At 69.3% G+C, this 14542-nt stretch carries 13 protein-coding genes; 9 read left to right on the top strand and 4 right to left on the bottom strand.

Features of this window, described 5'->3' with window-relative positions; genetic code table 11:
• Positions 1 to 106 precede the first annotated feature (106 nt).
• Positions 107 to 1129 (bottom strand): LacI family DNA-binding transcriptional regulator, encoded by a 1023-nt coding sequence (locus tag AB0I04_RS24995; RefSeq protein WP_360888791.1) that lies wholly within the window; start codon positions 1127 to 1129, stop codon positions 107 to 109.
• Positions 1130 to 1392: 263 nt separating this feature from the next.
• Here AB0I04_RS24995 and AB0I04_RS24990 point away from each other — a divergent pair, with 263 nt between their 5' ends.
• From AB0I04_RS24990 to AB0I04_RS24965, 6 genes are read left to right on the top strand one after another with little or no spacing between them, the layout of a single operon-like run.
• On the top strand, positions 1393 to 2736 hold the full coding sequence (locus AB0I04_RS24990) for an extracellular solute-binding protein (RefSeq protein ID WP_360888788.1): 1344 nt from the start codon (positions 1393 to 1395) through the stop codon (positions 2734 to 2736).
• Positions 2733 to 3644, top strand: coding sequence for a sugar ABC transporter permease (locus AB0I04_RS24985; protein ID WP_360888785.1), 912 nt, complete (start codon positions 2733 to 2735; stop codon positions 3642 to 3644). Before AB0I04_RS24990 ends, AB0I04_RS24985 begins: the two co-directional genes overlap by 4 nt.
• Before the next feature lie 31 nt (positions 3645 to 3675).
• Complete coding sequence (locus tag AB0I04_RS24980) at positions 3676 to 4536, top strand: carbohydrate ABC transporter permease (RefSeq protein WP_360888783.1); 861 nt, start codon at positions 3676 to 3678, stop codon at positions 4534 to 4536.
• A 10-nt stretch (positions 4537 to 4546) separates the two neighbouring features.
• Positions 4547 to 5944, top strand: coding sequence for a glycoside hydrolase (locus AB0I04_RS24975; RefSeq protein ID WP_360888780.1), 1398 nt, complete (start codon positions 4547 to 4549; stop codon positions 5942 to 5944).
• Positions 5944 to 7017, top strand: a complete 1074-nt coding sequence (locus AB0I04_RS24970; protein ID WP_360888969.1) for a Gfo/Idh/MocA family oxidoreductase — start codon at positions 5944 to 5946, stop codon at positions 7015 to 7017. The genes AB0I04_RS24975 and AB0I04_RS24970 overlap by 1 nt, the downstream gene beginning before the upstream one ends.
• Positions 7014 to 7883, top strand: coding sequence for a PmoA family protein (locus tag AB0I04_RS24965; protein ID WP_360888776.1), 870 nt, complete (start codon positions 7014 to 7016; stop codon positions 7881 to 7883). Before AB0I04_RS24970 ends, AB0I04_RS24965 begins: the two co-directional genes overlap by 4 nt.
• 56 nt (positions 7884 to 7939) lie before the next feature.
• On the opposite strand, the gene AB0I04_RS24960 is transcribed toward AB0I04_RS24965, so the two are convergent.
• Entirely contained in the window at positions 7940 to 9148 is a 1209-nt protein-coding gene (locus tag AB0I04_RS24960) for an RNA-guided endonuclease TnpB family protein (RefSeq protein WP_360888773.1), read from the bottom strand.
• A 153-nt stretch (positions 9149 to 9301) separates the two neighbouring features.
• On the opposite strand from AB0I04_RS24960, the gene AB0I04_RS24955 reads away from it, so the two are divergent.
• Positions 9302 to 10000: a cupin domain-containing protein gene (locus tag AB0I04_RS24955; RefSeq protein WP_360888769.1), complete on the top strand. Its 699-nt coding sequence runs from the start codon at positions 9302 to 9304 to the stop codon at positions 9998 to 10000.
• A 42-nt stretch (positions 10001 to 10042) separates the two neighbouring features.
• Here the strand turns inward: AB0I04_RS24955 and AB0I04_RS24950 are convergent, their stop codons facing one another.
• Both AB0I04_RS24950 and AB0I04_RS24945 read right to left on the bottom strand, forming a co-directional pair.
• Positions 10043 to 11170, bottom strand: coding sequence for a hypothetical protein (locus AB0I04_RS24950; RefSeq protein WP_360888766.1), 1128 nt, complete (start codon positions 11168 to 11170; stop codon positions 10043 to 10045).
• Positions 11167 to 11685, bottom strand: coding sequence for a SigE family RNA polymerase sigma factor (locus AB0I04_RS24945; RefSeq protein ID WP_360888763.1), 519 nt, complete (start codon positions 11683 to 11685; stop codon positions 11167 to 11169). The genes AB0I04_RS24950 and AB0I04_RS24945 overlap by 4 nt, the downstream gene beginning before the upstream one ends.
• 310 nt (positions 11686 to 11995) lie before the next feature.
• Between AB0I04_RS24945 and AB0I04_RS24940 the strand changes: the two genes are divergently transcribed.
• Both AB0I04_RS24940 and AB0I04_RS24935 read left to right on the top strand, forming a co-directional pair.
• Positions 11996 to 13024: a lytic polysaccharide monooxygenase gene (locus tag AB0I04_RS24940; protein WP_360888760.1), complete on the top strand. Its 1029-nt coding sequence runs from the start codon at positions 11996 to 11998 to the stop codon at positions 13022 to 13024.
• A gap of 90 nt (positions 13025 to 13114) precedes the next feature.
• Positions 13115 to 14503 (top strand): endo-1,4-beta-xylanase, encoded by a 1389-nt coding sequence (locus tag AB0I04_RS24935; protein WP_360888758.1) that lies wholly within the window; start codon positions 13115 to 13117, stop codon positions 14501 to 14503.
• The last annotated feature ends 39 nt before the right edge of the window (positions 14504 to 14542 follow it).

The following is a 14542-nucleotide window of genomic DNA, read 5'->3' as shown; positions in this document are numbered from 1 at the left end:
GCCATGTGTCGTGGGGCTCCCGTCTGCCGATCGAACGTCGTGTGGGCAGGGCGTGTCCCGTGGGCCTCGCGCTCCCACCGCATCGAGGCCCACGGGGCACGCGTCCTTAGGCGCGGCCGGGTGGCGGCGCGGTGGAGAGGCGGACGCGCAGCTCGGTGGCGAGCTCCACGCGGGGACTGACCAGCGGCTCGCCGTCGAGCTGCTGGAAGATGCTCCGTGCCGCTGTCCGCCCCATCTTCTCCAGCGGCTGGCGGACCGTCGTCAGAGGTGGGGAGAGCCACTGGCACAGCGGAAGGTCGTCGAATCCGACGACACTGAGGTCGTCCGGCACGCGCAGGTCCGCCTGCCGGGCCGCCTCGTAGGCGCCCATGGCCTGCTCGTCGTTGCCGGCGAAGACGGCGGTCGGCGGGTCCTCCAGTGCGAGCAGGTCGCGCGTCGCGCGAAAGGCTCCTTCGTGCCGAAAGCCGCCGTAGCGGATCAGCCGCCGGTCGACCTCGATCCCGGCGCGTTCCAGCGCGGTGCGGTAACCGTCGATCCGCGCCTGCGTGCAGAGCATGTCCGGGGGTCCGCCGATCACCGCGATCCGCCGGTGCCCGAGTGAGATCAGGTGCTCGGTCGCCGCCCGGCCGCCCGCCCAGTCGGTCGTGCCGACGCTCGCCAGGCCGGGGCCCGGCGGCTCGATCGGGTCGATGACGACGAGGCCCACGCCGGTGCGTTCGAGCTGTTCGCGCTGGTCCGGGGTCATGCGGCAGGACACCATGATCACTCCGTCGCTGCCGTGCAGCGCGATGAGGGACGTCCAGCTCGACGGCCGGGCGTCGTCGTCGCGGACGAGCGAGACGACCGTGCCGACGCCGCGCTCGGCGCACTCCGCCTCGACGCCCCGCAGGATCTCGACGGCCCAGGGGCTGTCCAGCCCGCCGATGACGACGTCGATGAGGCCGGACCGGCGCGCCCGCCGCCCGCCCGGGGCCAGGTAGTTGTGGGCCTTCAGCAGGTCGGTGATCCGCTCTCGGGTCGCCGGCGCGACGTCGGTGCGGCCGTTGAGGACCTTGGACACCGTCGCCGGGGAGACGCCCGCCTCGGACGCGATGAAGGCGAGCGTGGGACGGGCGGTCGTGCCGCTCACTCGGCGGTCCATCGTCCGGCTTGACGTCTCACGTGCACTCCTTCGCCGCTCGGCCGGTGTGAACGGTATCGCAAGTTTTCGAAGGTGCCTAGTCCCATTTAGCTCTGCAAATGCTGACCTCAGAAAGATGTCCGCGAAGGGTTGACCGCTGTGAAGCGCTTTCTTAAGGTACGGCAGCAACCGGTTTATCGACATGTTTTCGAAACAGTAGCGACACGCCGTCGCAACGCCCGTCACTGCCGTACCCCACGCAAGGAGGACCGATGGGCGACACACCGCTCTCGCGCCGCACCTTCCTCTCGGCCGCCGGAGTCGCCGGGATCGCCGGCCTGGCCGGCCCCCTTCTCAGCGCCTGCGGAACGTCCGGGCCCGCCGGGGGCAAGGGAGGCGGCAAGAACCTCCAGGTCTGGGTCCTGCAGGACGAGGGACAGAACCCCATCCAGCAGGCGGCGATCGACGATTTCAACAAGACCTCGTCGACCAAGCTGAAGCTGGTGCCCACCGCCAGCTCCGGCAGCTCCGGCTACACCGACAAGCTCCGCATCGGCATGGGCTCGCCCAACCCGCCGGACCTGATCTTCAACTGGGGCACCGGCAGCATCCAGGACTACGCCCAGAGCGGCCGGCTCGTCGACCTGACCTCACAGCTGAACAGCGACGCGACCTGGAAGAACTCCTTCCTGCCGTCGGTGCTCGACGCCGGGAAGGCCGACGGGAAGTACTACGGCATCCCGCTGCGCGGCATGCAGCCCGTGCTGATCTTCTACAACAAGACGCTGTTCGCCCAGCAGGGCCAGCAGCCCCCGGCGACCTACGACGACCTGCTCAAGCTCGTCACGTACTTCGACTCGAAGAAGATCCAGCCGTTCGCGCTCGGCCACGTCGACGCCTGGCCCAACCTCATGTGGCTGGAGTACCTCGTCGACCGCATCGGCGGGCCGACGGTCTTCGCGGGCATCCTCCAGAACGTCCTCGCAGGAAAGCCCGGCGGCTGGGGGCAGCCGGCGATGCTCGACTCCCTGCGGCGAATCCAGGACCTGGTCGACCGGCGGGCGTTCGGCACCAACTTCGCGTCGGTGAACTACGTCAACGACGGCGCCGGGCTGCTGTTCGCCAAGGGCAAGGCCGCGATGCACCTGATGGGCACCTGGGAGGAGTCCAACCAGGTCGACAAGCACCCGGACTTCGCCAAGAAGGACCTGAGCTTCGCGCCGTTCCCCACGGTGGCCGGCGGCAAGGGCGACCCGAACAGCGTCGTCGGCAACCCCACCAACTACTTCTCGATCAGCAGCAAGTCCGCGGACGTCGCCGCCGCCACCGCCTTCCTCAAGAAGGAGATGGCCGACCCGATGTACGTCGACAAGCTGATCAAGGCGGGTGACGTGCCGGCCGTCAGCGGCCTGGAGTCGCGGCTGTCCGCCTCGCCCAATCCGGAGTTCGCCAAGTACGTCTACCAGATGGTGCAGAAGGCGCCGAGCTTCACGCTGTCCTGGGACCAGGCGCTGCCGCACCAGTTCACCGACCCGCTGCACAGCAACCTGCAGAAGGTCTTCCTCAAGAAGATGTCGCCCGAGCAGTTCGTCCAGGCCATGGACGCGGTCAAGTGACCGCGGCGCGCGCCGCCGTCGCGGGTACGGACCGGGCGGCGCGGCCGGGTGTGCTGTGGATCGTCCCCGCCGCGCTGTTCTTCGGGGTGTTCGCCGGAGTGCCGCTGCTCCTGACCGCCGTCCTGTCCTTCACGCAGTGGAACGGCCTCGGCACACCCAAGTTCAACGGCCTGGCCAACTGGCACCGCATGCTGTCGGACGACGCGGTATGGGAGTCCCTGCGGATCAGCCTGGTCTTCATGGTGCTGTGCTGGCTGGTGCAGACCCCGCTGTCCCTGCTGCTCGGCGTGTGGGCGGCGGGCCGGGAGCTGAACCGCGCGGTGCTGTCGTCGATCTTCTTCCTGCCGCTGCTGATGTCGACCGCCGCGATCGCCATCACCTGGCGGGTGCTGCTCGACCCGAACTTCGGGCTCGCCGCGACGATCGGCCCGTACATCGGTTTCCCGGACGGGAACATCGTGGGCAGCCAGCGCGGGGCCGTGGCGGCCATCGTCGTCGTCATCGCCTGGCAGTTCGTGCCGTTCCACACGCTGCTCTACCAGGGCGCGGCGCGGCAGATCCCGCAGATGCTGTACGACGCGGCGCTCATCGACGGCGCGAGTCGCGTCCGGCAGTTCTGGCACATCACGCTGCCGCAGCTCAGGCACACGATCGTCACGTCGTCGGTGCTGATGCTGGTCGGGTCGCTGACCTACTTCGAGACCATCCTGATCGTCACCAACGGCGGGCCGGGCACCGCGACGATGGTCCTGCCGCAGCGCATGTACCTCAGCGGCTTCCAGAGCTTCCAGATGGGGTACGCGAGCGTGATCGCGCTGGTCCTGGCCGCGCTCGGCACGGCGCTGTCGCTGCTCATCGTCCGCTTCTCCGGCTTCGGGAAGATGCGCAGCACGCTGGAGGGGATCTGACGCCATGGCGGTACTCCGGCAAGAGAGGCCCGTGCCGGTCGCGTCCGGCCGGCACCACGGCCGTACGCGGCGGCGCCTGCGGCGGCCGAACTGGGCGGCCGGGGCGGCGGCCCTGGTGTGGCTCGTGTTCGTGGGCGTGCCGATCTACATCATGGTCAAGGACAGCTTCCAACCGAATGACGCCTACCTCGACGGCGGCCCGCTGTCCCCGCCGCACAGCCTGACCCTCGGCAACTTCGGCGAGGTCTTCGACAGCGGATACGCCCGCTACCTGGTCAACACGGCGATCGTCACGGTGGCGAGTGTCGCGCTGACCGCGCTGCTCGCCTTCCCCGCCGCGTACGCGATCGTGCGGTCGCGCAGCCGGATCGTCTCCGCGACCTTCCGGATCTTCCTGGCCGGCCTCGCGGTCCCCGCGCAGGCCACGATCATCCCCGTCTACCTGATGATCACCCGGATGCACCTGTACGACTCGCCGACCGCGATCATTCTGCCGACCGTGGCGTTCGGGCTGCCGCTCAGCGTGCTGGTGCTGTCGTCGGCGCTGCGCGACGTACCCCGTGAGCTGTACGAGGCGATGACGATCGACGGCGGCGGGGCGCTCCGGCTGATGTGGAGTCTCGCGCTGCCTCTCAGCCGGGCGTCGCTCACCACCGTCTCGGTCTACAGCGCGCTCAACGCCTGGAACGGCTTCCTGTTCCCCCTCATCCTCACCCAGTCCCCCGAGCAGCGCGTCCAGACGCTGGGCCTGTGGAACTTCCAGAACGAGTTCGGCTCCAAAGTGCCCGACCTGATGGCCGCCGTGATGCTCTCGGCCCTCCCCATCTTCGTCGTCTACCTGTTCGCGCGTCGTTGGCTCATCGCCGGCCTGGCCGGCGTGGGCGGAAAGTAGCTCTTCCCTCATGCGCAGATCGCTTGCCCTCGCCCTCACCGTGGCGACCGCGTGCTCCCTCGCCCTCCCGGCGAGCGCCCAGGCCGCGCCGTCGAGCCGCGTGGACTTCCGTACGAAGCTGCAGCCGATCGACGGGTTCGGATTCTCCGAGGCGTTCCAGCGGGCCGCCGTCATCCACGGGCTGCAGGGGCTCTCCGCGCCCAGGCAGAAGGAGGTCGTGGACCTGCTGTTCGGCCGGAAGACCGGCGCGGGCGCGTCGATCCTGCGGCTCGGCATCGGATCGTCCGCCGACAACGTGTACGACCACATGCACTCGATCGAACCGGCCGACCCGGGCGGCCCGGACGCGCCGCCGAAGTACGTCTGGGACGGAAACGACGGCGGCCAGGTCTGGCTGGCGAAGCAGGCGAGGTCGTACGGGGTGAAGCGGTTCTACGCGGACGCGTGGAGCGCTCCCGGCTTCATGAAGGACAACGGAACCGACGCGAACGGCGGCACCCTCTGCGGCCTCCAGGGGACGAACTGCGCGAGCGGCGACTGGCGGAAGGCGTACGCGAGGTACCTGGTCCAGTACGCGAAGTTCTACCGGAAAGCGGGCATCCGCATCACTGACCTGGGCTTCACCAACGAGCCGGACATCACCGTCTCGTACGCTTCGATGCGGTTCACCCCCGCGCAGGCCGTGGAGTTCGTCAAGGTGCTCGGCCCGCTGGCCAAGAAGGCCGGAGTGAACCTGTCCTGCTGCGACCACACCGGCTGGGACGGCCAGAAGGAGTACACCAAGGCCATTGAGGCCGACCCCCAGGCCGCCAAGTGGGTCACGACCATCACCGGCCACGCCTACTCCAGCCCGGTGACCTCCCCGCAGCCGACCCGGCGGCACGCCTGGCTGTCGGAGTGGGGCCCCGGCGGCAACACCTGGAACGAGAACTGGGACGACGGCAGCGAGTACTCCGGCTTCGCGATCGCGGAGAACATCCACCGGACCATGACGGACGGCGACGCCAGCGCGTACGTCTACTGGCTCGCCGCCTCCGTCGGGGCGACCCGTGCGCTGATCCAGCTCGACGGCGACGCTTACCACGTGTCCAAGCGCTTCTGGGCGTTCGCGGCGTACAGCCGGTTCATCCGCCCGGGCGCGACCCGGGTGGCCGTGACCGCGTCCGACCCGGCGCTGAAGATCTCGGCCTACCGCAACGCCGACGGCATGGAGGTCGTCGAGATCCTCAACACCGGCACCGCGAAGACCACCACGGACCTGACGCTCGACTCGGGCGCCGGACGTGCGCAGGCGTACCTCACCGACCAGGACCACTCGGTGTCGCCCGTGGCCGCCGCGCGCGCCCACGGCCGTGACCTGTCGGTGGACCTCGCGCCCCGCTCGCTGACCACGGTCGTCCTCAAGTGATCCGGGCCGCGATCGTCGGCACCGGAGGGATCGCGGGCATCTGTCACGTCCCCGCGCTGTGGGCGGAGGCTCACCGCGCCGAGATCGTCGCCGCCGTGGACATCGATCCCGTCCGCGTGAAGGACTTCTGCACCGAGCACGGCGTCCCCGCCGCCTACACCGACCTGGAGGAGATGCTCGCCGAGACGCACCCCGACCTCGTCCACGTCTGCACGCCGCCGCACCTGCACGCGGCGCAGGTCGCGGCGTGCCTGCGGGCGGGCGCGTGGGTGCTGTGCGAGAAGCCGCCGTGCCTCTCACTCGCCGAGTACGACGCGATGATCGCCGCCGAGCGTGACGGCGGCCCGTACGCGGCCGTCGTCTACCAGCACCGCTTCGGTTCGGGCGCCCGTCACCTGCGCCGCCTCATCGCCGAGGGCGAGCTGGGCCGGCCGCTCGTCGCGGTGTGCCTGACGACCTGGTACCGCGACCACGCGTACTTCGACGTGCCGTGGCGGGGCCGGTGGGACACCGAGGGCGGCGGGCCGACCATGGGCCACGGCATCCACCAGATGGACCTGCTGCTGGCCACGCTCGGCGACTGGGCCGAGGTGCGCGCCATGGCCGGACGGCTCGACCGGGACATCGAGACCGAGGACGTCTCCCTGGCGTCCGTGCGGTTCGAGAACGGCGCGCTGGCATCGATCGTCAACAGCGTGCTGTCACCGCGCGAGGAGAGCCGGCTGCGGTTCGACCTCACCGACGCGACCGTCGAACTGTCGCACCTGTACGGCTACGAGAACACGGACTGGACCTACACCCCGGCCCCGCACGTTACCGACGAGGCGCGGATCGCCGCCTGGCGGACGCCCGAGGCCGATGTCCCGAGCTCGCACACGGCGCTGCTGGCCGACCTGCTCGACGCGTACGAGCGCGGCGAACGCCCGGAGACCAGCGGCGCGGGCGGCCGTCAGACCCTGGAGCTCATCGCCGCGCTCTACAAGTCGGCGCTCACCGGCCGCCCCGTGCATCGGGGCGAGATCGACGAGACGGACCCCTTCTATCGGGAGATGAACGGCGGGATGCAGCTGTGAGGATCGAGCACATCGGCGACCACACTCTGACCGTGCACGAGCGGGGCGTGGAGCTCTTCCAGTACGTCTACCGGCCGGACATGTCGCCCTTCGAGGGGCCGAAGCCGTACCTGCACCCGGTCCGCACGCTCGCCGGGGACGTCGTCACCGCGTACCGGCCGCACGATCACCGCTGGCACAAGGGCGTCCAGATGACCGTGTCGCACCTGTCCGGCGAGAACTTCTGGGGAGGCGGCAGCTACGTCCGCGACCAGGGCTACGTCGACCTGCCGAACATCGGCGTCATGCGGCACGAGGAGTTCGCCGAGGCCGACGGGGGGCGGATCGCGGAGCGGCTCACCTGGCACACCCAGGCGGGCGAGCACTGGGTGGACGAGCGGCGCGAGCTGACCGTCCGCGACGTCGAGGACGACTCGTGGGCCCTGGAGTTCGCCACCGAGCTCACCAACGTACGGGGGGAGGCGCTCGCCTTCGGCAGTCCCACGACGAACGGCCGTCCCGCGGCCGGGTACAGCGGCCTGTTCTGGCGCGGCCCGCGTGCCTTCACCGACGGGGAGATCGTCGCCGCGGAGGGACTGGGCGGACCGGAGATGATGGGCCGGCCCGCGGCCTGGCTCGCGTACGTCGGCCGGCACGACGAGGTCGACCGCGCCTCCACGCTGATGTTCTTCGACGACCCGGACTACGGCAGCGACTGGTTCGTCCGGAACACGCCGTTCCCGGCGGTCAACCCGTCACTCGCGTTCGCCGAGGAGTTCGCGCTGCCGCCGGGCGAGACGCTGCGCGTGCGGTACCGGATCGTCGTCGCCGACGGCGCGTGGGACCGCGCGCGCATGGACGCCTACGCGAAGGACCACGCGTGTTGACTTCTTCCCCCTCCTGAAGGAGGGGGAGTCCCATCGGCCTTGCGGCCGATCCGGATTCAGGCCGGGCGCCTCGCGGCGCGGGTTTCCTGTTTCAGCGCCGGCTGCGGAAGGGAGGACCCTTGCCGTCTTACACCAGCTCCACAGGCATCACCAGGGGGCTCCCCGGCTACGGCTCGACCAGCCGCAAGGATGTTCTTGGCCGCGTTGATGTCCCGGTCGTGCCGGGTGCGGCAGCCCGGACACGTCCAGTGCCGGGTGGAAAGACTCAGCTCCGCGAGCAGATGCCCGCAGGCCGAGCAGGTCTTGGAAGAGGGATACCAGCGGTCGATGACCACGAGGGTGCGCCCCGCGCGTTCGGCCTTGTATTCCAGTTGCCTGCGGAACTCCCCCCACCCCGCATCGCTGATGACGCGCGCGAGCCTGCGGTTCTTGACCATGTTGGTGACCGCGAGGTCTTCGATGACGATGGTGTCGGCCTTGCGGATGAGGTTGGTGCTGGTGCGGTGCAGGAAGTCGGCGCGGGCGTTGCGGACCTTGCGGTGGGCGCGGGCGACTTTGGCCTTGGCCTTGCGCCGGTTGGCGCTCCCGCGCTGGCAGCGGGCCATGCGCCGCTGGTAGCGGGCGAGGTTGCGGGCTTTGCGCTCCAGGTGGCGGGGGTTGGCGATGCGTTCGCCGTCGGAGGTGACCGCGAAGTCCTTGATTCCGAGATCGACGCCGATGGCGTGCCTGGCCTCGTCCATGGGCTCGGGCGCGTCGGTGTCGACGGCGAACGTCACATACCAGCGGCCATCCGGATCCCGGGAGATGACGACCATGGTGGGGTTGAGCGTGGCCACCTCGACGTCGTCGAAGGACCACACGAACCGGAGCGGCGCCTTGGTCTTGGCCATATACAGCTCGCCGTTCTTCATGCGGAACGCCGAACGGGTGTAGTGCGCGGACTGCCGGGAGTTGCGGGTCTTGAACCGCGGGTACTTCGCGCGTCCTGCGAAGAAGTTCGCGAACGCCGCGTGCTGATGCCGCAGCGTCTGCTGCAGCGGAACCGACGACACCTCGGACAAGAACGCCAGGTCCTCGGTCTTCTTCCATCCGGTCAACGCGGCGTCGGTCTGCTTGTAGGAGGTCCTGGCGCCTCGCTGGTGGTAGGCCGCGTGGCGTTCGGCGAGGGTCTTGTTCCACACCAGGCGCACACATCCGAACGTGCGGTTGAACACCGCCGCTTGTTCGGGGTCCGGGTAGGCCCGGCACTTGTACGCCGTCCGCATGACCGCGAACTTACAGATGACATGCGCATGCGTAAAGCACTTCGTCGAATTGCGGTGAATTCCGTTTTTGGACCGTCCCGGCTGGGCCGAGACGGGTCTGGCAGAGCCAAATTCCTCCCGGCCTGGAGGCCGGTGCATCCTTCGGAGGACTAAGTGAGACCGCTTCCCAGCGCGGTGGGGATCTCTGGGCTGCGCGTGTACGACTGGCCGACCGCCGATGGGCTGTGCGGCGGTTCCCCGCACGTCCACCTGACGTGTGCGGAGGCGTACGTCGTGGTGGCGGGAGAGGGCAGCGTGCAGACGCTGACCGGCGACGGGTTCGCCGAGACCCCGCTGCGGCCGGGGACGGTCGCCTGGTTCACGCCCGGGACGATCCACCGGCTCGTCAACGGCGACGGCGGGCTGCACATCGTCGTCATCATGCAGAACAGCGGCCTGCCCGAGGCCGGCGACGCCGTCTTCACCTTCCCGCCGGAGATCCTCGCCGACCCGGAGGCGTACGGGTGGGCCGCCGCGCTGCGCTCCGATCGGGAGGCCGCGGCGCGACGCCGCCGCGACCTGGCCCTGGACGGCTTCGCGGTGCTGCGCGAGCGGCTGTCCGGCGGCGATCCGACGGCGCTGCACGACTTCTACCGCTCCGCCGTACGGCTCAAGGAGGGGCTGTTCGGCGAGTGGGAGGAGCGCTGGCGGGCCGGCGCGCTGGCCGAGGCGTCACGCACGGGCGAACACCTCGGCCGTCTACGGGAGGGGGACATCGGTCACCTCACGGAGGCGGCCGTCCACCGGCTGGAGCCACCGCCCGAGCGCGCCTTCGGCATGTGCGGCCGCCTCGACACGTACCCGCTCGGCTGACGCCGCACCAGGCCGTACGCCGCGACTCGCTCGGTCGACGCCTCACCAGGCCGCGCTGTCGACGTTCTCCTCGGAGGTGAAACCGATCCGGATTCTTCCTCGATTCATGACGATGAGCGCCCCGGACCCGCTTCCACATTCCATGCTGTTCCTGCTGATGAGGAGTCCGTTGGGGCCGGACGTCAGCATGTGCACCGGCCCGCAGCTCGGCAGGGTCGCGAGGATCCTCGTGAAACGGCCGTCGACGTATTCGGCCAGCACCGCCTTCGTTCGCCCCGATGACCTGGCAGCGTCCACAGCGGTGATGACGGTGTGACGGTCGCCGGACGGCACGGCGAACGCGATGGTCCCGCCGATCCTCCCGGCCCCGGCGACCAGGACCCGAGCGGAGAGCAGGTCCGATCCGGGCGCGGTCGTGTCGAGGGCACGTACCTGATTCGTACGGCCCGTCACGCGCGCAGTGAAGATCAGCGTGGTGTTGTCCCCGGACCAGGACAGGCCCCAGTCCCACTCCGTGCTCTTGGTGGAGGCACTCGCATCCTGGGCCTTGGGCAGCGTCCACTCACGACGCGTTCCGGTGCGCAGGTCGAGCACGCCGATGACGATCGGGTGGATGTTGGGCTGGGTCCCCGGGGCGAGGGTGATCTCTCGGGTGGTGTAGGCCAGATGCCGGCCGTCGGCGGAGAGCGCGAGTCTCCGCACGCCCCCGGGAACCGACCAGTGCGGCGCGGTCTCCACCACCGTACGACCGTCCGCGGTCAGCCGTACCGTTCTGATCCGGCTCGTGCCGGACAGGCCGCTCTTCTCTGGCTGGGACACCAGATACGTGCCGGGACGCGGGCCCCTCGTCACCGCCGGGCCGAACCCGTTCTTTCCCTCGCCGTGCGCTTCGCCGGTACGGGAGTCGACCACGTCCAGGACGCCGCCGGATAGGGCCAGCAGGTACGGAGACGCGGTCGCCGGAGTGGACGGCACCGGCCTCGAGTGGCGGGGCAAGATGACGAGGACCAAAGAGACGGCGACGACCACCGCGGCGGCGGCCATGAGCGGTGCGATCACATTAAGCCGGAGCCGAGGGCGAACCGGCAGCCGGAGCGGCCTGGGCTCCTCCGGCCCCCAGGTGTCCGCGACGGCGCAGGCATCGCGGATCCGGTCTTCCAACCCCTTCATGACTGCTCTCCCAGGGTCTTACCGAGGGCGGCGAGCGCCCGCGACGTCGTGGACGAAACGGTTCCCCGGCTGACGCCCAGCGTGCGGGCGATCTCAGCCTCCGGTAGATCCGCGTAAAAGCGCAGATACAACACCTCACGCTGCCGTCGTGGCAGGCGCGCGATCGCCTCGAGCAGCGTCCGGCGCTCCTCACCGACCATGGCGGCCGACTCGGCCGACCAGGCCGGCGGAGGATGGCCCACGCCGAATCGGCGGGCCACCGCCCTCCGCCGCAAAACCGATCGGCAGCGGTTCAGCACCGCCGAGCGCGTGTACGTCACCGGGTCTTGTATCGACGACCAGCGGCGATGGAGTTCGAGGAAGGCGTCGTGGACGACGTCTTCGGCCGTCGCCTGGTCACCGACCATGAGCATGCCGAGGCGGATCAGACCGAGCGCATGCTCGCGGTACACCGAGGTGACCGCGCCCACGGCCTCGGGTGACCCGCGTTCGAGGATGAGCAGTTGGCGATTCACGGGACAGAGACGCCTGTGACCCGGAAATGCTGAGCCGCTCCTGAGAATTCTTCGGACATCCGGAGGACCGTAACCGAACGTGCGGGCCGCCTTCGGCCTCGCTCGCGGCCGATGCTTTCAGCTGCTTTCATGGCCGGCCTGTCCCGAAGGATGAGAACCCGCAGGTCGGCCGGGTATACCCGGACCCCCGCACCGCAGTCGTTGACCCCTCCGAGATCGCGAACCGATCCTGAGGAAGCGCTCCCACCGCGCCGAACTCCTGCGGACATCCGTGCCCGGATCCGCGGGCGGATCGAAGGGAAACGGTGTCGTGAGAAAGCGACGGAAAAGCGCGCTCGCCGCGGCCCTAGGAATGGTGTCCATCCTGGTCATGAGCGTGTTCACGGGGCCCTCGGCGTGGGCCCACGGGGCGTTCATGCAGCCGGGCGCCCGTACGTTCCTGTGCTGGAAGGACGGCCTCACCTCGACCGGGGAGATCAAACCGCAGAACCCGGCGTGTGCGGCCGCCGTCGCGCAGAGCGGGGCCAACTCCCTCTACAACTGGTTCGCCGTACTGCGCTCCGACGGCGCCGGCCGTACGCGCGGGTTCGTCCCCGACGGGCAGCTGTGCAGCGGCGGCAACCCCAACTACTCCGGGTTCGACCTGCCGAACGCCAACTGGCCGGTCACGCACCTGACCAGCGGTGCGAACTTCAATTTCCGCTACAACAAGTGGGCGGCGCACCCGGGCTGGTTCTACCTGTACGTCACGAAGGACGGCTGGGACCCGACCAAGCCGCTCACCTGGGACGAGATGGAGACCGACCCGTTCCTCGTGGCCGACCACCCGGCGGACACCGGGCCGACGGGCAGCGTCGACGGCTACTACTACTGGTCGGGCAACCTGCCGGCGAACAAGACCGGACGTCACATCATCTACTCCGTCTGGAAGCGCTCGGACAGCAACGAGACGTTCTACGGCTGCTCCGACGTGGTCTTCGACGGCGGCAACGGTGAGGTGACCGGCGTCGGCGACACCAGCGGCGGCGGTGGCGGCACGACCGTGCCGTGCACGGCGACGTTCAAGACGATCAGCAGCTGGTCGGGCGGCTATCAGGCCGAAGTGACGGTGAGCAACCCCGGCACCACCACGCTGAACGGCTGGACGGTGAGCTGGATCGTGCCGAGCGGCCAGACCATCAACAGCCTGTGGAACGGCACGCTCACCATGAGCGGAGACCTCGCGACCGTACGGAACGTGGACTACAACCGCAACGTCGCGGTCGGCGCGTCGACCACGTTCGGGCTGGTCGCGAACGGGACGGCGAGCACACCCACCCTCACCTGTACGAGCCCCTGAGACGGCCCAGGGCGCGGGGGACATCGACCGTGATCTCCCCCGCGCCGCGTCATGCACCGGCCGACCCCTGCACATGAGGAGGAATCCACCATGCCGTCGCCACTCCGGCCGAGACTCGCGGCCGTCCTGGCGCTGTCGCTCGGCGTGTTCCTGGCCGTCACCGCGCTGGCGGTGCGGCCTGCGTCCGCCGCGTCCACACTGAACCAGCTCGCCCAGGCGCAGGGCAGGTACTTCGGCTCGGCGACTGACAACCCCGAGCTGTCCGACACCCCGTACACCGAGATCCTCGGCAGTAGCGAGTTCGGCGCGATCACGCCCGGCAACTCGATGAAGTGGGACGCCACCGAGCCGTCGCAGGGGCAGTTCAGCTTCGCGGGCGGCGACGCGGTGGTGAACTTCGCCAAGGCGCACAACCAGATCGTCCGCGGCCACACGCTGCTCTGGCACAACCAACTGCCGGGCTGGCTCACCAGCGGCAACTGGACCGCCGCGCAGCTCACCTCGATCCTGCAGAACCACATCGCCAACGTCGCCGGCCACTACAAGGGCCAGGTCTACTCCTGGGACGTGGTCAACGAGCCGTTCAACGACGACGGCACCTACCGGTCGGACCTCTGGTACAACACGCTCGGCACCGGCTACATCGCCACCGCGCTGAAGGCCGCCCGCGCCGCCGACCCGAACGCCAAGCTCTACATCAACGACTACAACATCGATGGGCTCGGCGCGAAGAGCGACGCGATGTACAACCTGGTCAAGTCGCTGAAGGCACAGGGCGTGCCGATCGACGGCGTCGGCTTCCAGGGGCACCTGGCGATCCAGTACAGCTTCCCCACCGACATGGCCGGGAACCTCCAGCGCTTCGCCGACCTCGGCGTCGACGTCGCCATCACCGAACTGGACGTCCGCATGGTGCTGCCCGCGGACGCGACCAAGGTCGCCACGCAGGCGGAGTACTACACGAACGTCGTCAAGGCGTGCCTCACGGTGCCCCGCTGCGTCGGTATCACGATCTGGGACTACACCGACAAGTACTCCTGGATCCCCGGCGTCTTCAGCGGCCAGGGCTCGGCCCTGCCCTGGGACGAGAACCTCAACAAGAAACCCGACGTGTACGGCGCCATCTCCACCGCGCTCGGCGGCTCCGGCGGTGGCGGCGGAGGTGGCACGACCAGCTGCAGGGTGGCCTACTCGGCGAACGACTGGGGTACGGGCTTCACCGCCGCCATCACCATCACCAACGGAAGCTCGGCCATCAGCGGCTGGACGCTCAAGTACTCCTACGCCGGGAACCAGACGCTGAGCCAGGGCTGGAGCGGCACCTGGTCGCAGTCCGGCAAGGACGTCACCGTCACCAACGCGAGCTGGAACGGAACCCTCCCCGCCGGCGCGTCCACCTCGGTCGGCGCCAACTTCACCTACACCGGTACGAACACGGCACCGACCGCCTTCACGCTGAACGGCACCGCCTGCACCTGAGAGCCGGCCGATGTCGGACGGGACTGTCAAGATCGACCC

It is taken from the genome of Actinoallomurus sp. NPDC050550 (assembly GCF_040655075.1).
Classification (GTDB): Bacteria; Actinomycetota; Actinomycetes; order Streptosporangiales; family Streptosporangiaceae; genus Actinoallomurus.
Note: the sequence above shows the minus strand (reverse complement) of the source record. Positions and strands in the feature narration are given on the sequence as shown.